The organism is Mesorhizobium sp. B2-2-4, assembly GCF_006442375.1.
Taxonomy (GTDB): Bacteria; Pseudomonadota; Alphaproteobacteria; order Rhizobiales; family Rhizobiaceae; genus Mesorhizobium.
Window position 1 is genome coordinate 194439 of sequence record NZ_VFWB01000005.1, and the last position, 20175, is coordinate 214613.

At 64.1% G+C, this 20175-nt stretch carries 23 protein-coding genes; 13 read left to right on the plus strand and 10 right to left on the minus strand.

The annotated features are described in order from the left end of the window. The first annotated feature begins 3 nt into the window (after positions 1-3). The 4 genes from FJ959_RS14385 to FJ959_RS31780 all read left to right on the plus strand — a co-directional run bounded on the left by FJ959_RS14385 (position 4) and on the right by FJ959_RS31780 (position 3416). Positions 4-1137: a DNA adenine methylase gene (locus FJ959_RS14385; RefSeq protein ID WP_281405966.1), complete on the plus strand. Its 1134-nt coding sequence runs from the start codon at positions 4-6 to the stop codon at positions 1135-1137. Between the two features lie 306 nt (positions 1138-1443). Then, positions 1444-1839 (plus strand): hypothetical protein, encoded by a 396-nt coding sequence (locus FJ959_RS14390; protein ID WP_140630487.1) that lies wholly within the window; start codon positions 1444-1446, stop codon positions 1837-1839. Positions 1840-2237: 398 nt separating this feature from the next. Continuing rightward, on the plus strand, positions 2238-3071 hold the full coding sequence (locus tag FJ959_RS14395; protein ID WP_246678927.1) for a methyltransferase domain-containing protein: 834 nt from the start codon (positions 2238-2240) through the stop codon (positions 3069-3071). Between the two features lie 201 nt (positions 3072-3272). Further along, complete coding sequence (locus FJ959_RS31780; protein ID WP_181165259.1) at positions 3273-3416, plus strand: hypothetical protein; 144 nt, start codon at positions 3273-3275, stop codon at positions 3414-3416. A 9-nt stretch (positions 3417-3425) separates the two neighbouring features. Here the strand turns inward: FJ959_RS31780 and FJ959_RS14400 are convergent, their stop codons facing one another. The 3 genes from FJ959_RS14400 to FJ959_RS14410 form a co-directional block, all read right to left on the minus strand. Next, complete coding sequence (locus FJ959_RS14400) at positions 3426-5747, minus strand: cation:proton antiporter (RefSeq protein ID WP_140630494.1); 2322 nt, start codon at positions 5745-5747, stop codon at positions 3426-3428. A gap of 356 nt (positions 5748-6103) precedes the next feature. Beyond that, positions 6104-7378, minus strand: coding sequence for a DUF763 domain-containing protein (locus FJ959_RS14405; protein WP_140630496.1), 1275 nt, complete (start codon positions 7376-7378; stop codon positions 6104-6106). Between the two features lie 163 nt (positions 7379-7541). Further along, a complete protein-coding gene (locus FJ959_RS14410; protein WP_140499219.1) occupies positions 7542-8234 on the minus strand; it encodes a DUF2270 domain-containing protein in 693 nt (230 codons plus the stop codon). A gap of 228 nt (positions 8235-8462) precedes the next feature. Here FJ959_RS14410 and FJ959_RS14415 point away from each other — a divergent pair, with 228 nt between their 5' ends. The 7 genes from FJ959_RS14415 (at position 8463) to FJ959_RS14445 (ending at position 11763) form a co-directional block, all read left to right on the plus strand. After that, entirely contained in the window at positions 8463-9194 is a 732-nt protein-coding gene (locus tag FJ959_RS14415; protein ID WP_140630499.1) for a gamma-glutamylcyclotransferase, read from the plus strand. Positions 9195-9323: 129 nt separating this feature from the next. Next, the gene (locus tag FJ959_RS14420; protein ID WP_140559868.1) at positions 9324-9647 is read left to right on the plus strand and encodes a metalloregulator ArsR/SmtB family transcription factor; all 324 of its coding nucleotides are present in this window, start codon (positions 9324-9326) and stop codon (positions 9645-9647) included. Continuing rightward, positions 9644-10075 carry an SRPBCC domain-containing protein gene (locus FJ959_RS14425; RefSeq protein WP_140582629.1) on the plus strand — a complete coding sequence of 144 codons (432 nt, stop codon included), beginning with the start codon at positions 9644-9646 and terminating at the stop codon, positions 10073-10075. The genes FJ959_RS14420 and FJ959_RS14425 overlap by 4 nt, the downstream gene beginning before the upstream one ends. A 73-nt stretch (positions 10076-10148) precedes the next feature. Then, positions 10149-10541 (plus strand): VOC family protein, encoded by a 393-nt coding sequence (locus FJ959_RS14430; protein WP_140559866.1) that lies wholly within the window; start codon positions 10149-10151, stop codon positions 10539-10541. A 34-nt stretch (positions 10542-10575) separates the two neighbouring features. Beyond that, positions 10576-10800 (plus strand): hypothetical protein, encoded by a 225-nt coding sequence (locus FJ959_RS14435; protein WP_140499210.1) that lies wholly within the window; start codon positions 10576-10578, stop codon positions 10798-10800. Between the two features lie 11 nt (positions 10801-10811). Further along, positions 10812-11267, plus strand: coding sequence for a DUF1801 domain-containing protein (locus FJ959_RS14440; RefSeq protein ID WP_140630502.1), 456 nt, complete (start codon positions 10812-10814; stop codon positions 11265-11267). A 97-nt stretch (positions 11268-11364) separates the two neighbouring features. Further along, positions 11365-11763, plus strand: coding sequence for a DUF1801 domain-containing protein (locus tag FJ959_RS14445; RefSeq protein WP_140499206.1), 399 nt, complete (start codon positions 11365-11367; stop codon positions 11761-11763). Positions 11764-11837: 74 nt separating this feature from the next. Here the strand turns inward: FJ959_RS14445 and FJ959_RS14450 are convergent, their stop codons facing one another. The 5 genes from FJ959_RS14450 to FJ959_RS14470 form a co-directional block, all read right to left on the minus strand. Further along, positions 11838-13820, minus strand: a complete 1983-nt coding sequence (locus tag FJ959_RS14450) for a glycoside hydrolase family 127 protein (RefSeq protein ID WP_140521385.1) — start codon at positions 13818-13820, stop codon at positions 11838-11840. Between the two features lie 21 nt (positions 13821-13841). Then, the gene (locus FJ959_RS14455) at positions 13842-14699 is read right to left on the minus strand and encodes a carbohydrate ABC transporter permease (protein WP_140630506.1); all 858 of its coding nucleotides are present in this window, start codon (positions 14697-14699) and stop codon (positions 13842-13844) included. After that, positions 14699-15625: a sugar ABC transporter permease gene (locus FJ959_RS14460; protein ID WP_140630509.1), complete on the minus strand. Its 927-nt coding sequence runs from the start codon at positions 15623-15625 to the stop codon at positions 14699-14701. The genes FJ959_RS14455 and FJ959_RS14460 overlap by 1 nt, the downstream gene beginning before the upstream one ends. Positions 15626-15999: 374 nt before the next feature. Continuing rightward, positions 16000-17247 (minus strand): sugar ABC transporter substrate-binding protein, encoded by a 1248-nt coding sequence (locus tag FJ959_RS14465; RefSeq protein WP_140582616.1) that lies wholly within the window; start codon positions 17245-17247, stop codon positions 16000-16002. A 63-nt stretch (positions 17248-17310) separates the two neighbouring features. After that, the gene (locus FJ959_RS14470; protein ID WP_140565487.1) at positions 17311-18360 is read right to left on the minus strand and encodes a LacI family DNA-binding transcriptional regulator; all 1050 of its coding nucleotides are present in this window, start codon (positions 18358-18360) and stop codon (positions 17311-17313) included. 728 nt (positions 18361-19088) lie between these two features. On the opposite strand from FJ959_RS14470, the gene FJ959_RS14475 reads away from it, so the two are divergent. Together FJ959_RS14475 and FJ959_RS14480 are read left to right on the plus strand one after the other, a co-directional pair. Beyond that, positions 19089-19295 (plus strand): hypothetical protein, encoded by a 207-nt coding sequence (locus tag FJ959_RS14475; protein ID WP_140499194.1) that lies wholly within the window; start codon positions 19089-19091, stop codon positions 19293-19295. A 5-nt stretch (positions 19296-19300) separates the two neighbouring features. Continuing rightward, the gene (locus tag FJ959_RS14480) at positions 19301-19492 is read left to right on the plus strand and encodes a hypothetical protein (RefSeq protein WP_140521391.1); all 192 of its coding nucleotides are present in this window, start codon (positions 19301-19303) and stop codon (positions 19490-19492) included. 23 nt (positions 19493-19515) lie between these two features. Here the strand turns inward: FJ959_RS14480 and FJ959_RS14485 are convergent, their stop codons facing one another. Both FJ959_RS14485 and FJ959_RS14490 read right to left on the minus strand, forming a co-directional pair. Continuing rightward, positions 19516-19782 carry a DUF1488 domain-containing protein gene (locus FJ959_RS14485; RefSeq protein ID WP_140499190.1) on the minus strand — a complete coding sequence of 89 codons (267 nt, stop codon included), beginning with the start codon at positions 19780-19782 and terminating at the stop codon, positions 19516-19518. Beyond that, positions 19779-20027, minus strand: a complete 249-nt coding sequence (locus FJ959_RS14490; protein WP_140499188.1) for a hypothetical protein — start codon at positions 20025-20027, stop codon at positions 19779-19781. The genes FJ959_RS14485 and FJ959_RS14490 overlap by 4 nt, the downstream gene beginning before the upstream one ends. Positions 20028-20175 lie beyond the last annotated feature (148 nt).

Genomic DNA, 20175 nt, shown 5'->3' on the forward strand with positions numbered 1-20175 from the left:
TATATGGGATCGAAACGGGCGATGCTCGGCAACGGTCTCGGCGAGGCGCTTGGTCGCTCGCTGGTCGAGGCCGAACGCGTCTTTGATCTCTTCACAGGATCCGCCGCGGTTGCCTGGTATGTCGCCGAACAGTACGGAAAGGAAGTCCTTGCGTGCGACCTTCAGATCTATTCGGCGGTCCTTGCAGCCTCCGTCATAGAGCGCACGTCGTCCATTACTGACCGGGGTTGGGTCGAAAGCTGGGTGCATCGCGCCCGCGGCTTTATCTCCGCACATAGGCAATGGCAGGACATCAAGGAACTGCAGGCTTCACTAGGTAAGGTCCCTGTGTCCGAGGCTGCATCGAATGCTCGCTCCATCGACTTTGGTGTGAAATTTCCGGTCAGCAGAGCTTATGGAGGCTATTACTTCTCCCCCTGGCAGTCGGCATGGATCGACGCATTACGCGCAACCATACCCGAAGCCGAAGACCTACGAAATCTCGCGCTCGCCGCTCTTATCCAAGCCGCTAGCCGCTGCGCTGCCTCGCCGGGACACACCGCTCAGCCGTTCAAGCCCAATGAAACCGCGGGCCGTTTCCTTATCGAAGCCTGGCAAAGAGACCTTCCAACAATTGTCCGGACACGCGTCGACGATATCGCTCCTCGCAAGGCCGGGAAGAAAGGCCGGGCCTACTGTATGGGTGCCAATGAACTCGCTGAAGCGGCACGGCCAGGAGACCTTGTCTTTCTTGATCCTCCTTATTCTGGGGTGCATTACAGTCGTTTCTATCATGTACTCGAGAGTATCGCTCGCGGCGAGGTTGGTGACGTCTCGGGCGCAGGGCGCTACCCTGAAAAGAGCGAGCGTCCTATCTCAGAATTTTCTATGCTGACCACTTCTCGGCGAGCTTTTGATGATCTACTAGCCATCCTCGCTCGGAAAAATGCCAACGTCATCATCACCTTTCCAGCGGGAAAAGCATCCAACGGTCTCAGCGGGGACGATGTTAAGGCTCTTGCCGCAGACCATTTTCGGATAGAGGAAGCTAAGGTTTCCTCGCGTTTTTCGACCTTGGGAGGCGATCTCAAGCATCGAGCAGCACGCCAAGAAGCCGATGAGCTCATCCTGACCTTATCGGCAGGTGCTGTTTATTGAGTGAGAGCCTAAGGATTAGCCGATTTGTGACCGGTCAACCATGGGGCTGTCTGTGATCTGCATCGCCCGCCTTCGCTAGCTATCGTGTTTTGAATGCTAGAGACTTTACCGAGGATCGCGACATAACTAGAGGAAATCAAGGTGAGTGCCAGAAGGGACCAGATAACGATCCTTAAGTACTTACATCACCGCTTAGCTGGCGGAGACACACGGTACTGCACCATACCGACGATCAGGAAAAACACTGGGCTCGAGAAACCTAATCAATACATATTGTCTCTGACGGATGACCTGGAGTCCGCAGGCTTGGTTATCACGCGTCAGGCATACCAGATGTCCGGCGGTAGATTATTTCAGATTACCGCCGCTGGGTTCGATGCCGTGGAGCAGGCAGATATTCCGGTCAGCGTAGACAGCGCGGCCTGGACTGGCCGTTTTAACTTGTCAGAGCATCAAAAGTCTGAGATCCGGCGAATTCTTAGGGAGATGCGGGTAGTCATCGAATCAGCCAAGCTTTCAAACGCCCGTACCGCTAATGCCATGGCATTGATAGAGTCGGCCGAAAAGCTGATCGAAACCCCAGACCCACTCTGGCCCGAGATTATGCGTCTCTTGCGCTCTCCTGCTCTCGCCGGAGTAACGGGAATCGCCGGCCTTTTGATGGCCATCGTGCAGATCGTGATGGCGGCAGCAAGTTCATAACTACGCATTCTAGCAGCCTGGCGAGCGACCGCTTTCGGAGACTCGCCATGACATTCTAATGGCCATTTTGGACGCAAAACAGCCATTCGCGCGCCACATGCGTATCAGTAGCCGCTTCGATGATGGTACTGCTGTAGCTGTGGAGTCTCGAATACGTTTGCGGCACAAACGCGCCTGAATTTCCGACGTAAGTAGACCGCTGCCATACATCAATCGGACGTCCGCTTGTGGAGCGAGACCGCGATCAACTGAACGACCGACAAGCGGCGCATCTTGTCCATCAATCCTCAAACGACGAGGGGCAATGGCTGGCGGTGGGTCCACCCAAATTCGCAGGGCATTGCGTGATGCCGCTCGGTGCGCTTCTATCCTGCCGGGGCATAGTGGGGGGTCATCATTTGTCTGCCAGGAACGAAACGTCCACCGGCCACGAAGCGAGCGAGGCCGGTTGGCTCGATCTTCATTTCGAATCGTCGCGGCCCGAATATGAGGCGGCCTTGCTCGACGCCGGCATCCGCCCGGGCTGGCGCGTGCTCGATGCCGGTTGCGGCAGCGGCGGCTTCCTGCCGCTCATCGCCAGCGCCGTCGGCCCCTCCGGCTTCATCGCCGCGCTCGACCTCGCGCCCGAAAACATCGCCCGGGTCGAGGCGCTCGCGGGCACGCTGTCCGAGCCGCCGGACATTGCCACGCATGTCGGCAGCATCCTGTCGCTGCCATTCGCCGACGCATCGTTCGATTGTGTCTGGTCCGGCAATGTCATGCAGTATCTGACGCCGGCCGAGTTCGAGCTTGCCGTCGGCGAGGCCAGGCGCGTTTTGAAGCCGGGCGGCATCTTGGCGGTCAAGGATTTCGATTCGACCATCCTGCAGATCCTGCCCATGGACCGGGCGCTGCTGGCGCGCTTCATGGCAGCCAGGTTGCAGGGATTTCGCGAGCGGGGCGTGCTCGGCACCGATTGCGGTTCGACGCTTCCGGCGCGCCTGCGCCAGGCAGGCCTGCAGGTCGTCAGCCGCAAGGGCTGGCTGGTCGAGCGCTGGGCGCCCGCGCCTCGCTTCACGCGCGACTATGTTGCCGACCTGCTGGCCTATTTCGCCAGCGTCGCGCCGAGCTATGCCCTGCCTGATGCCGACCAGGCCTATTGGCGGGAGCTGAAGGAGCGGCCGGATCGCCTGCTCGACGATCCGGATTTCTGCTACCGCGAATTCTTCGTCATGGCGGTTTGCCGGACGTAACGCTCCGCCGCGACGGCCGAAGCCGCGGCGCGGCGCCAGGCCGCAGGCAAACCCTGTTCCGAGATCGAGACTGAGCCAAGCCGCATTCGCCAGCTCTCCACTCAACTGGCCGGCTTTCGAGCGAATTTCTTCGCGAACCGTTAATTCGGCCGTGCTGTTAATAAGCATCTGCTAATGAACTGGTTCGCGCGGGGGTACGCAATGACCAAGAATCTCGGCAATGCACGCTATGTGCCGCCAAAGGAGCAGCAAGGCTCGGTCCTCGGCAAGGTCGCGCCGGCGCTGTTCCCGCTGGCCGTGGTGGCGCTGGGCTATATGATCGGCAGGCAGTTCTTCGGCCTATAGGCTCCGCCATCAGGCTCCGGTTTCGGCCGCGGCCTCGGGCCTTGCTTCGGCGCGGATGCGATCGCTTGCCACGAGCACGACGGGGCAGGCGACGGCGGCCAGCACCGCCATTGCGGTGTCGCCGAAGAACAGTTCCTCGCCCGGCCGCTGCGTGACGCCCATCACCACCATCGCCGCCCCCTTGGCCACTTCCCTGGCGATCGCCTTGTCGGGCGTGGCGCGGGCGCGGATGGCGGTGTCGACGGCGACGCCGTAGCGGTCGGCGAGATCGACGACATCCTTGAGCACCGCCTCCTCGCGACGATGCGAAACGGTGCCTTGCCGGGCGCCTTTGCGCGCCTGCGAGACATAGAGCACCTTGACCCGCGCCCGGTGCGGCCGTGCCAGCGCCAGGGCGAAATCGGCGGCGCGGCGCGACACTTCCGTGCCGTTGACGGGAACGAGGATGGTGGTTCCGGCGCGCAGCACCGGCATCTTGCCCCCGGCGCCGGCACCGTTCAGCACCAGGCAGAGCGGACCGTCGAAGCCGCTGGTCATGTCGTTCAGCGCCTCGGTGAACGAGCCCTTCTCGGTCAGCATGGCCTCGAGCCCGACCAGCAGCAGGCCGTAGCCCTTGCGCGCCTCCTCGGCGATCGTTCGTGCGGTGGCCTCGCGTTCGCTGCGGGCGGTCAGATGCACCTTCTCGACCGGCGTGTCCTCGGCCTTGCTCACCGCCTTGGCGCTCCGGGCGGCACCCTTCTTGACCTCCTTCAGCGCGCGCTCCGGGCCCTTGTCGCGGGCCGGGCCGGCAAGCCTGCCGTCCTTGAGGTGGAGAAGCGTGGTCGGCATGCCGCTGCCGCCGCCGACCAAGCCGGCGAGATAGGCGGTGAACTTGCCGACCGGGCTGTCGTCGACCAGCAGCAGCAGCCGCTCCAGCTTGGAGACGAAGCCGCGCTCGTCGAGCAGCTCGCGGTCGACGCGCTGCTTCTCGGCGTCTTCGACGGGCAGCCGGCCGAGCGCCCAGCGCAGCATGGGCGGCATGGCGAGCGTGGTGATGACAGCCATGGTCACGATCATGGTGAACAGATTGTGGGACAGGATGTTCATCGACAGGCCGATCGAGGCGACGATGACCTCGGTCGAGCCGCGCGCGTTCATGGCGCTGCCGACGGCGGTCGCCTCCTTCAGCGTCATGCCGGCGAAGCGGCCGCCGATGAAGGCGCCGCCGAACTTGCCGATGCTGGCGATGAGCACCAGCGCCAGCGTCAGCAGCGCCAGCGTCGGGTCGGCGAGCACGGTGAGGTCGGCCGAAAGCCCGGCCATGCCGAAGAAGATCGGCATGAACAGCGCCGTGATGACGCCGCGCAGCTGGCTCTCGATGTGGCTGGACAGGATCGGGGATTCGCCGACCAATATGCCGGCGACGAAGGCGCCGAGCACGGTATGGACGCCGATCAGGTTGGTGATCAGCGCCATCACGCCCATGATGATCAGGATGACCGATATGACGGCGTATTCGCTGCGGAAGGAATCGTTGCTCCAGCGGATCAGCGTGAACACCAGCCGGCGGCCGATGGTGAAGGAGAACACCATGAACAGCGCCACTTCGGCCACCGTGACCACCAGCGGCACGATTTGAAGGCTGCCATTGGTGGCGATGCCGAAGGTGACGGCGATGATCAGCCAGCCGATTGTGTCCTCGATGATGGCCGAGGAGATGATGACCTGGCCGAGATTGCGGCGCATGAAGTTCATCTCGCGCACCACCATGGCGACGATCTTGACCGAGGAGATCGACAGGGCGGTGCCGAGGAAAAGCCCGGCGACGACGCGCTCGCCGGGGTCGGGCAGCAGCGTGCCGGGCAGGACTTGCGCCAGCGCGAAACCGCAGGCAAAGGGCACGACGACGCCGGTGACCGAGATCGAAAAACACGCCGCGCCCACCCGGCGCACCAGGCGCAGGTCCGTCTCCATGCCGGTGAGCAGCAGGAGCAGCAGGACGCCGAGTTGGGAGACCGCCTCGATCATGCTCTTCTGCGCCGGGTCGGTCGAGAAGATCAGCTGCTGCGCATCCGGCCAGAGCCAGCCGAACAGCGAAGGCCCAAGCAGGATGCCGCCGATCAGCTGGCCCATGATCGCCGGCTGGCCGTAGCGCTGGAAGATTTCGCCGAGGCCGCGCCCGACCAGAAGCAGAAGCACGATCTCGGCGACGAAAACGCCCTCCGCCGAGCCGCCCATGCCCGCGGCGTGGCTGCTTGCCTGGGCTGCCCAGGCCGGGCACGGCGAGGTAAAGGCGGCGAAAAGGATGAGAATGGCAGGAAGAAATCCCGTTTGCGGCCAGTGCCTAGTCATCCAACCCCTCAACGCGGATCAAGTCCGCTGCGCATAAACGTGCAATGCCGCGCAAGGTTGCGGCGGGTCGGGCCAATCTGTTCGGGCCAATCTGTTGGGGTAAGTGCCGACATAAAAGACAGCCCTCTTCTCCCCGTCTCTATACGGGGAGAAGGTGCCGGCAGGCGGATGAGGGGCAGCGCCGACATGGGAGAAATACAGGATCCAGATGCTATTTGCCGAAAGCTTGGCGCCGCCCCTCATTGTCCTGCCGGACATTTCTCCCCGTATAGTGACGGGGAGAAAGGCCCATGCCGGCTGGACGCCGCCCGCGGATTGCTTCGCCAATTGTCGGCGTAGCGGCCGCGATCGGCGATCTAGCCCGACTTCTTGGCGCCGCCCGGCAAAGCACCTTCAGGCGGCGGCTCCGGGCCGAAGACGCTGCGGCCGCCGAGCAGGTGCGACTGGTCGAACTCGCCGGCGACGATCTCCTTCAGGCTCGGGCCGGTGACGTAGCGCTCCAGTCGCCGCGCCTGGCCGTCGAGCCGCTGCAAGGCGGCAAGCTCCTCCTCGCGGCCGAGCTTGGCCTTGGCGACCGCCGACTTCATGACGGCGATGGTTTCGTCATAGACCTTCAGCGGCACCGGAAAGGGATGCCGGTCCTTGCCGCCATGCGCCAGCGAGAAGCGCGCCGGGTCGGAAAAGCGGCACGGCGCGCCATGCACCACCTCCGCCACCATTGCCAGCGCCCGCACCGTACGGGCGCCGACGCCCGGCACCAGCAGCAATTCGGGAAAATCTGTCGGGCCGCTCTCGATGGCGGCGGAGATGTTGCCGTGCAGCCGGCGCATGACGATGTCGCTTTCGCGCACGTCATGGTGCGCCGGCATGACCAGATTGGGCAGCATTGGCTGTGCGTTGTCGCGCTTTGCCGAAGCCGTCGCGGGCTCGATGGCGGCGAATTCGTGCACGATCCGGTCGGGACCGAGCTGGCGCAGAAGATCGAGCTGGCCGCTGCGCGAGGCCTCGGCGCGATGGTCGGTGAGGTTGACGATCTCGCCCTGCCGCTCGCCCTCGATGGCCGCGTGCGGCTGGTCGACGAAACTCTTCAGCCCTTCCGACAGCCAGTGGTAACGGCGCGCCTGCCTTCTGTCGCCGTTCATGCCTTGCTGGACGACCACCCAGCGGCTGTCGTCAGTGACGATGAAGCCATGCAGATAGAGATCGAAACCGTCCTGCACGGCGGCGCTGTCGACCTTGGCGACCAGGCGGCTGGCGGTGGCAAGGGCCGCGCCGTCGAAGCCGACACGTTCGCCGATCATCTCCAGCTCATGCGGCGTCTTGCGCGAATGAGCGCCGCGGCCGCCGCAGACATGGATGCCGAGCTCGCCCGACAGCGGCGTCAGCCCGCGCTTCAGCGCGCCGATGACGCTGGTGGTGATTCCGGACGAATGCCAGTCCATGCCCATCACCGCACCGAAGGACTGGAACCAGAAGGGATGCGCCAGGCGGCGCAGCAGCTCGTCGCGGCCATAGTGGTGGACGATCGCCTGGCACAGCACCGCGCCGAGCCGCGTCATGCGGTCGCCCAGCCATTTCGGGACCCGTCCGCCATGCAGCGGCAGGTCGGCGCTGCCGCTTCGCTGCGTCACTTGTTTCGATGCTCCGTGGCCGGCCGCCCAGAGGCCGGCTCTCTCCCTCTAGATGGCATCCATGCGGCTATTTTCCAAGCCGGCACACAGGCGCTCATTCGCGGTTTGATTCAGGATGGCGCCTCACCCGGTTGTTCGCAAAGCGTTTTTGTCTGTTGGCGGGCTAGACATGCACGTCTCCGAAGGAGAGTTCGCCGTTGTCGTCGGGCGTCAGTAAGGCGACGGCCAGCAGGCCGGCAAAGAGGATGGCGACCAGCGTGACGATGACCAGGCCGGGCACGGGACCCAGGGCGGCGGCGCTGACGGCCTCGCGCAATGTGCCGACGAAACCCACCGGCGCGGCCCGATCGAGCAGGCTCGGCGTCGACAGTTTGAGGATCCAGGCGAGCAGCAGGATCAGCATCATATGGATGTAGTTGCGGCGCAAACGGCGCGCCAGCGCCACCCGCTGCGAGACCAGGAATTTCGGCGTGCGCAGGCTTTCGCCGACGATCAGCAGCCAGTCCGAGGCGAAGTCCGGCTGCGGCGAGAATATCTGCGCGAAATAGTGGCGCTCGAACTGGCGCACGCGGGCGCGGTAGACATCGAAGAAGCGGTAGCGCCGCGCCTCGATCCACAGCAACAGCAGCACCAGCAGCATGGCGAACAACAGCACGCCGTGGTGGGCACTGGCCGTCGACAGCGACACCGACAGCATCGCGGCCACGACGGTGATCGCCCAGTTGCTGGTCCTGTCGATACGGTCGCGCCATCCCGCCATGCGCGCAATCTCGGCGCGATGGAAATGCGACATCACGGTGACCATTTCGCTGGGCGAAAGCGTCCTGCCGATGGGCGTTGCCGGCGCATCGTTCATAGTTCCCTCCCAACCCAATGAAACGCGTGGAAGGCGATCTCGTTCCGCCGGCGGCGGATGGCGCCGACCCAGGCGGACTTTCGGCCACTTCTGTCGCGACGGCGGTGCGCCGAGGCTTTTCAAACGCTTGGGCAGGTCCGCTCAGCTTCTGAGTCAGCGTCCGAGTGGCCCTGGCTCTTGAGAATCCCTTTGCCTTGGGCAACATGGCGGCAAGGCTGGAGTACGAAGATGAACAGTCCGATATCCGCCGCACGTTCACAGTCCACGTCGCGAGCCGCGGCGATGGCGCTGACGGAGGCGCTGGTCGCCCGCACCTTGCGCGCGGTCGAGGATGCCGGGCCGACGCCGGGTATGGTCTACATGACCGATGCCGACTATGCGCGTTTCAGCGACGAAATCCTGGCCGATGCGCCGGCCGGGCCGCTGAAACTGTTCGCCTATGGCTCGCTGCTGTGGAAGCCGGCGGGCGAGGTAAGGGGCGGCGAGCGCGCGGTGGCGACCGGCTGGCACCGCTCCTTCTGCTTCACCGTGCAGCGGTTTCGCGGCACGATCGAGCAGCCCGGCCTGATGATGGCGCTCGACCGTGGTGGCCAATGCCAGGGCATGGTGTTCGAGATCGCGGAGCCGGTTGCCGACAATCTCGAGGCGCTGCTGCGCCGCGAGATGACCATCCTGCCCGCCGTCAACGTGCCGCGCTGGCTGCGGGTCAGGACCGAGGGCGGCATGTGCCGCGCGCTCGGCTTCGTCGTCGATCCCGCCAATGCGCGCTATGTCGGCAGGCTGGACAAACGGGCGATCGCGGCGACGCTGGCCCGGGCCGCTGGCCATTGGGGCTCGGGCGCGCAATATCTGTTCGAGACCATCCGCCACCTCGACGCCTGCGGCATTCGCGATCGCAACCTGTGGCAGTTGCAGGCGCTGGTGGCCGAGGAGATCAACCGCGTCCACGCCACGGCTTAGCGATCGGCGTCCCAGCGCAACGCGATCCGGAAGTTTCCAGACGCTTTCCCGCCCCTCCAAATCTTCCGCTTGACGAATACATATCCCGACGGTTATACGTCCATCAATAGCCAACGGGTTATCGATTAAATGCCGGATGCTCATGATGCGCTCTTCAGGACGCTCGCCGACCCGACGCGGCGCGCCATCTTCGAACGGCTGTGCCGCCAGGGAGAGCAGACGGTGGGAGCGCTGACGATCCAGTCGGGGGTCTCGCAGCCGGCCGTGTCGAAGCATCTTGGCGTGCTGAAGCAGGCCGGGCTGGTGCGCGACCGCCATGAGGGCCGCCAGACGCATTACAGCGCGCAGCTCGGCGCGCTGGCGCCGCTGATGGACTGGACGCGTGAGATGGCCGGGTTCTGGGAAACCCGGTTCGACGATCTCGAGGATCTGCTCAAAAGGATGGACCAGTGAACGACACTGCCGCCGACACCCGCACTGTCGTCGTCGAGCGGCAGATTTCGCATCCGCCGGAAAAACTCTGGCGCGCACTGACGCAACCGCATCTGATTGAGGAGTGGCTGATGAAGAACGATTTAAATCCGGTCGTGGGCCATCGCTTCAACCTCAGCACCGCCTGGGGCGGCGTGCTGGATTGCGAGGTGCTTGCCGTCGAGCCGCACAAGACGCTGTCCTACACTTGGAACCTCGCGCACCAGGACCCGGCCTTCGATCTCAGGAGCGTGGTGACCTTCACGCTCACCCCGACGCCCGCCGGGACCCATCTGCGCATGGAGCAGTCCGGTTTCCGGCCCGAGCAGAGGCGGGCCTATGGCGGCGCCAAGATGGGATGGCCGAAATTCCTGGAGAAGCTGGAAGAGCTCCTGGCACGGACGGACTGAAATCCGCCAGGCGGGGTTCATGGCAAGGCTGTTCGAAGACGGCCGCCGCAACAAAACCTATGGAGGACATGCGATGAAGATCAAATTGACCCGCGTCTATGTGGACGACCAGGAGAAGGCGCTTGCCTTCTACACCGACGTGCTGGGCTTCACCAAGAAGGCCGATTTCAGCAACGGGCCGTTTCGCTGGCTGACCGTGGCTTCGCCGGACGAGCCTGAGGGAACCGAGCTGCAGCTTGCGCTGAGCGACAACCCCGCGGCCAAGGCCTACCAGCAGGCCTTGTTTAAGCAGGGCCAGCCGGCGCTGATGCTCTTCACCGACGACATCAAGGCCGATCACGAGCGCATCAAGGCGCGGGGCGCGGCCTTCGCCATGGCGCCGACCGAAGTGACCGGCTCGACCATAGCGCAGCTCAACGACAGCTGCGGCAACCTCATCCAGATCACGCAGCTGGCGCGCTGGTAAGCGGCGTTTCGTTCATTTTTCAAGAGGAGGTAGCATGGATTGGAACAAATGGGTCCGGCAAACGCATCGCTGGCTATCGATCATCTTCACGGGGACTGTCCTCGCCAACTTCGTCGCCATGGGCTTGGGGCAGCCGCCTGCCTGGGTGGTCTATTCGCCGCTGCTGCCGCTTTTCCTGCTGCTGTTCAGCGGCCTCTACATGTTCGTGCTGCCATACGCCGCCAAGCGGCTTAACGGGCGGCAGCGCGCGAGCCAGTAAGGACGGGATGGATGGTGAAGAGGCAGGGGCAATCAGCCAAAGGCGCCGCCAGGCCAGCAACCGCCGGTCCGGTCCTGCTTTCTGGCGGCAACCCGCAGATCGCCAAGGGCGAAGGCAACGCCCCCGTGCAGGCCTATATCGCAGCCATGCCGGACTGGAAGAGCGAGGTCGGCGGCCGTCTCGACGCGCTCATCGAGCGTGCCGTGCCTGATGTGCGCAAGGCCGTCAAATGGAACTCGCCCTTCTATGGCGTGGAAGGCGAGGGCTGGTTCCTCAGCTTTCATTGCTTCACGAAATACATAAAGGTGGCCTTCTTCCGCGGCATCTCGCTGGACCCGGTGCCGCTTGGCCAGTCCAAAAGCAAGGACACGCGTTACCTTGACATTCATGAGGACGACGAGTTCGACGAGGCCCAGTTCACCGAGTGGGTGAAGCAGGCGAGCCGACTGCCCGGCGAACGGATGTGAGATTTGCGCGCCGGGCCCGGATTTGCCGCGCGCAACAGAGCGCCTATGATCGGGCGGACGGGGCGGTGATCGCCCTCAAGGCTGAAGGAGAACGGACATGACGAAGAGCGGGTCGCCAGAAGGCAGGTCTCCTTCGCAGCTCATAGACGGCAGGATCGAGGAACTCGGCGACTGGCGCGGCGAGATGCTGAGCCGGCTGCGCGGCCTGATCCGGCAGGCCGACCCCGAGATCGTCGAGGAGTGGAAATGGCGCGGGGTCCCGGTGTGGGAGCATGCCGGAATGATCTGCACCGGCGAGACCTACAAGAACGTCGTCAAGCTGACCTTTGCCAAGGGTGCGGCGCTGCCCGATCCGTCGCGCCTGTTCAACTCCAGCCTGGAAGGAAACACCAGGCGCGCCATCGATTTCCAAGAGGGCGAGGAGGTCGACGAGGAAGCGTTCAAGGCGCTTATCCACGCCGCCGTGGCTCTGAACAAGTCAAAGGCCCGGCGATAGGCTCCGTGTGACTGGCACCGAAGAATGCGGCGGGCAGAATGAAGCCTGTCGCGCTCCTTCGCGCCCTTCTGGCCTCATCCGTCCCTCAGCCACACCAGCATCTCGCCGGGCTCGCGGTTGTCCCAGGCGAAATAGGGGATGGCGGTCAGCCGCGTCTGTCTGGCAGCGGGCGGGTCGGTGCGGTAAAGCCCGTTTTGCCAGCCCTCATCGGTGTCGGCCAGCGCTGTGGTCGAAAGCGCCACCACGCCGCCCAGCAGGTCCGGCTCGTCATGCGCCTCGATGCTTGCGGTGCGCGGCAATGCGATGCGGTGCAGGCTGCCGTCATTGTCGGTCGCCTCGACGCAGTAGATCAGCGGGCCGCGCGAGAGCGCCACGCGGCCGGCGTCCTGACGCACCTGCGGGTTGGCGTAGAGCCGTTCGATCGGCATTTCGAGATCGAGGCGGACGCTATCGCCCTTCTTCCATGTGCGCCGGATCGCCGCGTAGCCATCGCTGGTGACGTCCTCGAGCTTCATCGTCTCGCCATTGACCTTGAGCGCCGCGCCGGCGCTCCATGCCGGCACGCGCAGATGCAGGGTGAACGCGACCGGCGCCTGCGGCTCGATGGTGATGGCGACCGCGCCGTCCCAGGGGTAGCGGCTCGCCTGCGTCAGTGCTACCGGCACGCCCGCTATGTCGAAACGAGCGGTGGAATCGCCATAGAGATGGACGGCAAGCGCGTCGTCCGCCAGGCTGTAGAAATAGCTGCCGATGGAGGCCACCATGCGCCCGATATTGGGCGGGCAGCACGGGCAGCGGTGCCATTTCCATCTGTTGTGCCGGCCCCGGCTTTCCAGCGGGTTTTCGTAGAAGAACAGCGAGCCGTCGAGCGACAGGCCCGAGATCGAGCCGTTGTAGAGCGCCCGCTCCATGATATCGGCGTAGCGGGCGTTCGGCCCCATGCCGAGCATGCGGCTGGCCCAGAACACCAGGCCGACGGCGGCACAGGTCTCGGCGTAGGCGCTCTCATTGGGCAGGTCGAAATCGCTGGTAAAGCCCTCATTGTGCGCCGACGGCCCGAGCCCGCCGGTGATGTAGAGGTTCCTGCTGGTGAGATCGTCCCACAACCGGTCGAGCGCCACCCGCAAGCTGTCGTCGCCATATTCGGTGGCGATGTCGGCCATGCCGGAATAGAGATACATCGCTCTGACCGCATGACCGACGACCTTGTCCTGCTCGCGCACCGGAATGTGCGACTGGCTGTATTCATAGGTCTTGAAATGATAGGCCTTGGGATCGGTGCCGCGGGCGCGCGCCTCCTCGTCGAAATAATGCGGTTGCTGGCCGCGCTGGTCGATGAAGTATTTCGCCAGCTCCATGTATCTGTTCTCGCCAGTCACCCGCGCCAGCTTCACCAGCGCCAGCTCGATCTCCTCATGGCCGCAATAGCCTTTCTTCTTGCCCGGCTCGGGCCCGAGCACCGAGGCGATATGGTCGGCATAGCGGCACATGACGTCGAGCAGCTTGCGCTTGCCGGTCGCCTGGTAATAGGCGACGGCGCCCTCGATCAGGTGGCCGGCGCAATAGAGCTCGTGGCAATCGCGCAGATTGGTCCAGCGCAGGCCGGGTTGGATGCGCTGGTACCAGCTCGAGAGATAGCCGTCCGGCTGCTGCAGCTTTTCGTAGAGGTCGATGACGGCGTCGATCTTCTTCTCCAGCTCCGGGTTCTTGGCGCGGTAGAGCGAATAGGCCGCCGTCTCGATCGTCTTGCCCCAGTCGGAGTCCCAGAACATCTGCGTCGTCACCGTCGAGCCGGTGAAGCCGGGGGAGGCCGCCTCGTCGGGCGAAGGGGAATGGAACGGGATGACGACGCCGGGCGAGGGCCGGTCCGGATCGATCTGCTCCAGCATGCCCGCCTCGACGCAGCGGTCGTAGAGGATATCGGCGGTGCGCGCGGCGACGGCATCGGCACGGTCGCCCCAGAAGCCGTGCACGTCGACCTGCGGCACCGGTAGCGGCCGGAAGGCGAGTTTGGGCCTGGAGGCGCTGGCAGGCCTGGCAGAAGACGATGCGGTCATGAACTTACTCCATTCGATCGATCACTTGACGGCCCCGGCCATCAGGCCGCGGATGTAGAAGCGCTGCAAAGCCAGGAACAGGATCAGGCACGGCACCATCATCACGGTGACGCCCGCCTGCACCGCGCCCCAGTCGATGGCGCCGAAGCGGCCGGACTGGAGTGCGGTCATCATCACCGGCAGCGTGAACTTGGACTGGTCGGTCATCAGCACCAAAGCGGCGAGGAACTCGTTCCAGGCGCCGAGAAAGGCGAACAGCGCGATGGTGACGACGCCCGGCCAGACCAGCGGCAGCATCACCTTCAACAGCATGGTGGCGTTTCCGGCGCCGTCCATGCGCGCGGCCTCCTCGATCTCGCGCGGCACCGCGTCGAAGGCGTTGCGCATCATGAAGATCGAGAACGGCAGTTGCAGCGTCACATAGACGCCGACCAGCCCGGTCAGCGTGTTGTGCAGGCCAAGCTTGGTGAGCACCAGGAAGATCGGCGTCAGGATCGACTGGAACGGGATCATGATCGTCGACAGGATGAGGACGAAGAACAGGTCCTTGAGCGGAAATCGGAAACGCGAGAAACCGTAGCCGGCGAGCACGGAGACGACGACCGAGACCAGCACCGTCATGACAGAGACGTAGATGCTGTTCTGCGCCGAGACCCAGAGCCCGTCGCCGAAGGTGTTGAGCGTGGCGTAGTTCTCCAGCGAGAAGCCTGTCGTCGGCCAGGGCGGCAGCGGCGGCTGGCGCGCCTCCTGCGCCGGCTTGAAGGCCGACAGCGCGGCCCACACGATCGGCGCCACGAACAGCACCGAGGCGACGATGCCGGTGGAGTGCCTGACGACGCTGGCGGCGAGCTTGCCTTGAGCGGACATTGCCTGCGTCATCAGTCGACGCCCTCGGGCTTCCTCAACAGCCAGAGCTGGACGAGGCTGAGCGCCACAAGGATCACCAGCAGGACCATGGAGAGCGCCGCGCCATAGCCGAGCTTGAACGACACGAAGGACTGGTTGAAAATCCAGTACACCGCCGTCAGCGTCTGGTTGCGCGGGCCGCCGCGCAGGATGATGTAGAACTGGTCGAAGGCAAGGACCGAGCCGGCCACCGACAGGATCAGCGCCAGCGCCAGCGTGCGGCGCATCAGCGGCAAGGTGATGGCCCGGAACCTCGCGAACGGGCCGGCGCCGTCGATGACGGCGGCCTCCTGCAAATCCTGCGGGATCGATTGCAGGCCGGTCATCAGGATGATCATGGTGAAGCCGGCGACCTTCCACACCACCATGGCGATGATCGACCAGAAGGCCGGCTGGAAGGTGGCCAGAAGATTGAATTTCCTGTCGATCAGGCCGAGATTGTAGGCGGCCGGGCTGAACAGGCCGGAATCGACGTTGAGCAGCCATGACCAGAGCAGGCTCGCCGAGGCGAAACCGACCACCGCCGGCATGAAGAAGGCGGTGCGGTATAGATTGGTGAACGGGCGCGGCCGCTCGATGAAGATGGCAAGCGGGAAGGCGACGGCGAAGATCGCGATGGTGACGATCACCGTGTAATAGCCGGTGAATTTCAGCGCATTCCAGAACCTGGTGTCGCGCAGGATCGCGACGTAATTGTCGAGGCCGATGAAGGAGTGCACGCCCATCAGGGGCCAGTTGTGCAGCGACATCCACGCCGTCATGCCGAGCGGGATGACGAAGAACACCATGACCAGCGCCACGGCCGGCGCGACGTAGATGAGACCGATCCATTGCCGGCGACCGGCACCGACGAGTTTTCGGGCGCGGGGCGGGGCGGTGGTTGCTGTGATGGTGGTCATGGCTGGCCCGCTTTTCCTTCTCCCCTTGTGGGGTGAGCGGCCGGTTCGCCGGAGGCGAATTCATCGTGCCAGTGGCACGATGAAAGGCCGGCGAACACCGGGAGGCTGCGAAGCAGCGGGGACCCGGCAGAGTGGATCGGCCACCACCCGGCCCTTCGCAGGCTCAGGGCGTTCGAAGCTCGAAAAGCCAAGCAGTTGGCTTTTCGTCCGCTGCGCGGACCGCTTCTCACCCCACAAGGGGAGAAGGGGAGGCGAAGTGCGCTAGGTCCCAAGCTGTCGATGCTAGTGAGTCTTCTCAACGCGATAGCCCTGTATCTGAACCAAACAATATCCAGCCACCCGCTCAGGGAGACGGCCGGCCGGCAGGCAGGCGCCTATTTCTGCGGCGCCTGGTCTATGATCGACTGCATGGTCTCCTGCGCATTGGCGATGGCGCCGTCGACGTCGTCGCCGAAGAACACCTCGTTGACCATCTGCGTCCACGGGCCGTTGGCGGAGTTGATCAGGTCGTTGAAGACCACCGAATAGGGCGTCTTGCCCTTGGCCATGGCCTCGGCTGCGACCTGGTAGCGCGGGTCGAGGTCCTTCAGCGCGTCCTTGGCGATGTCGCCGCGCACCGGCAGGCTGCCATATTTGGCCAGGATCGTCTGGCCTTCCAGCGAATAAGCGAAGTCGAGGAACTCCTTCACCACATCGATCTTCTTGGTGCCCTTGGTAACGACGAAATTATCGCCGCCGGCAAAGGACGACCAGCCGCCATCCTTGCCCGGCAGGAAGGTGATGCCGTAGTCGATATCGGGATACTGGGTGTTGAGCGCGCCGATAGCGAAGGCACCCGACGGCGAGATGCCGATGTTGCCGCCGGCGAAGGCGGCGAAGAAATTGGCGCCGGTGTCGGTCTGGGCGCCTTCCGGCACCAGGCCCTTCTTGACCATCGAGCGGTAGAGATCGATGGCGCCACGCAGCTGCGGGCTGTCCAGCGTCGCCTTGGAGCCGTCCTGTGAGAGGATATCGCCGCCCGAGGCCCAGACCAGCGGCGTGAAGGTGAAGATGTTGCAGCCGCCGCAATTGCCGGAGAAGTAGAAGCCCTTGATGTTGCCGCCGAGCGCGTTGACTTTTTCGGCGTCGGCTTCGATCTCGGCCCAATTGGCCGGGCCCTTTTCGGGGTCGAGGCCGGCCTGCTTGAACAGCTTCTTGTTCCAGATCAGCACCGAGGCGTCGGCGGAGAAGGGCAGGCCGTAGATGCGGTCCTTGTACGTGCCGGTCTTCACATGAGCCGGCGACAGGCTGGCGAAATAGGGGAGCGACTTGGCCCAGTCGGTGATGTCCTCCAACTGGCCGGCGGCAGCAAAGGAGGGCGTGTAGATCAGGTCGAGCGACAGCGCGTCGGGCGCCGTGCCGCCGGCGGCGGCAGCACCGTATTTCGGAATGATCTCGGCGTTGGGGATGATGTCGAGCTTGATCTGGTTGGTGTGGCCCTTGTTGTAGGCATCGACGATGCGCGGCATGAAGTTCGAGCCGTCGGCGCGCACCCAGATGTTGGCGGTCTCGGCGGCGGCAAATTGCAGCCCGCAGCCGAGTACGGCGGCCGTCAAGGCCAGCCTGGCAATCAAAGTCCTCATATTCTCCTCCTCCACGTTTTGGCCGCGATGCGCGGCTTGCCGCCGATTGCGGCGTTTGGTTCTTCAGCCGTCCGGCAGGCGGCCGCAGGACTGACGCACCACCAGCCGGCACGGCAGTTTCCGGATGCCTGGCGCGGCGGGCTTGCCGCCGACCAGGGAAAGCAAGGTCAGCCCCGCTTCGCGGCCGAGCGCAGCCAGGTTCATGTCGACCGAGGTCAGCGGCGGGCGCGTCGCTTCGGCCACGATCTCCCAATTGTCGAAACCGATGACGCCGACATCGCCGGGCACGTCGAGACCGCGCTCGCGCAAGGCATCGATGACGCCGCGCGCGATCTGGTCGTTGCCGCAGAAGACGGCGTCCGGCCTTTCGCTTGCGCCGTCGGCCGCGCCGTCGAACAGCCTCGCCACGGCTTCGTGTCCCCAGGCCTCCGACCACGAGCCGAGCAGCGGCTCGGTGACCGACAGGCCGTTCTCGGTCAGAACATCGCGATAGGCCTGCGCCCTGGCGTGCACCACGGCAAAGCTCGCCGGTCCCGAGACATGGGCGATGCGCCTGCGGCCGAGCCGACAGAAATGCTCCACTGCCAGCCGCGCGCCGCCAGCGTCGTCGGAGACGAAGGCGACGGCGTCGGGATCGGGCTGGGTGAAGGCATAGATCACCGGAATGCGCAGATTGGACAGGTCGACCGGCAGATGACGGTCGATGCGCTTGCCGGTGGCGATGATGCCGTCGACGCGCTTGTCGAGCATGGCCTCGACATGGAGCTGGCCGAGACGCGGATCCTCCTCGACATTGCACAGGAACACCGAGACGCCGGCGTCGACCAGCGCGTCGGAAATGCCCGACATCAGCGGCAGCGAGAAGCGGCCATAGGTATCGTTGGTGAGCAGGCCGACGGTGAAGGAGCGTCGCCGCAGCAGGCTCTGCGCCAGGCTGTTGGGCCGGAAGCCGAGGCGCTGCGCGGTCTCGCGAATGCGCTCGCGGGTCTCGGCGGTCATGCGGCCCTGGTCGTTGAGCGCCTTCGAGGCGGTGGCGACGCTGACGCCAGCCTCGGCCGCCACGTCACGCAAGGTGACGGGCTTGGGAAAGGCTGGCTGATCGTCCAATGCCATTGCGGCGAAAATCCCGATTGGGAAAAGGTTTTCTCTTACAGGCCGGAATGACCCGGCCAATGGCCGAGCCCGCTCGGAAATGTTTGGAAAAACCTTTTCTCAACCCAAACTAGGCCAGATCCAGAGGCTGTTCAAGAGGAAAAGTGGCTGGTCCTCCGGTGGTGCGAAGTGGCCGCCGGAGGGCGGGCTCACGGGCTCGGCGCCCGGCGAGTTCATCAGGCGAATTCCTGATCGGCAGCCGTCAGTGCTGCCCACGGCGCGAGCCGGCCAAAGCAGCAATCGGCGACATGTCTACAAACGACTCTTCGGTCTTAACGCTTGCGCAAATATTATCGGTTAGTTCGCTAGTCATGGCCTCGTGGCGGAGCGGCTACGCTGGAGACGGCAAATCTCTGAAGCCTCGGTTCGATCCCGAGGCGAGGCCTCCAAAAAATCACATGACGTAGAGCCTGCGTCGGACCATCAAGGGCGATGGGCCTTGCCAGCTTGCATTTGCGGCCTGGGCCGGACAGGTCCTAGTCTTCGTCGTGACGCTGACGTGCCGGCAAGAAGACTGCTACCCAGCCGACTTGCGCGCTTTCAGCATCTGACGATCGGGGTCACGTGGCATGCGGCCGGCGTTAAAGCAGCCTATTTGCATTTGGCATGCAGGGCACTCGCCAAAAGAGTGCTATGGAAGGGCGAGAGCTTGCCCGCTCCGACTTTCCCCGACATTCGAGGCCATTTTCGTGCGTGAACCGTCGCTGTTGCCCGTCTTTGGAAAACTTGGCGCCAAGGGACCCCGTGTCGTCGCGGTGGAACCGGTCCCGTCGGCAGGTATCGCTCCACGGCTGCGGGAGGCCCTGGCCGCCCATGGCGGCATGGTGCTGAAGCTGTCGGTCGTCGCCTGGACGATATCGGTCCTGGGCATGGTCTTCTTCATGTTGCAGGGCTGAGGCAAATGGCCAACCGCTACGCACTGCGCATGGACTTGCCCCAAAGCTGGGCCATCATCGACGTCTTCACCGGCCAGCCCGTCGTCGTCAGGCAAAGGGCGATGGTCGGCATGAGCCCGCGCGACGCCAACGCCATGGTCGATCAGATGAATGTCCGGGACGTCAAGCGCCGGGAGAAGGCGGAGCGTAAATCCTGATCCAGCGCCGTTCGCCTGTCGTCTCAGCGGAAGTCGTCGGCCGTCAGCACATACATGCTCTTGCGCGTGCGGTCATAGGCCTTTGACGCTACGTCCCGGATGACACTGCTCTCGGTGTCGAAGGTGGCGAGATAGCCGGCTTCATTGGCTGCCGTCGCCGGCTGCATCCTCGTCATGGCATCGGCGGCGACCGAGAAGGAAATCTGGAACATGCCGTCATAGCCGACGAACCGGATGCGCTTGCCGGCCTCGTCGTAGCTGCGGCTGCGGTTGGGGAAGGTCAGGCTCATGATTTTGCCTCCGTCGTTTTCTTCACCGCGCGTTTCTTCTTCGGCGTCGGGTTCAGGGCCTCGGCCACGCGGTCGGCTTCTTCCTTGGCCAGCCGCAGTTGCCTCAGCCTTGCCGTCTTGATCTCCCTGGCCCTCGCTTCGGACATATATTCGGCGGTTGCCTTGTTGCGCTCCGCCGTCTTCTTCTGCTTGTCGACAAAGCGCGCTTCAGCTTTTTCCATGATCGTCTGGTTGCCGTCGGCCATCGAGGAAATCTCCCTTGCGTCTGAAATCGTGAAAATGAACTTGTCCGATAAATAGGCACTCTGCCGGGAAAATTCAAATTTTTGAAATATTTGGTCGTTTTCCGACCCGATGAAACCGGGCGCCGAAATAATACTATGATTATTCAAT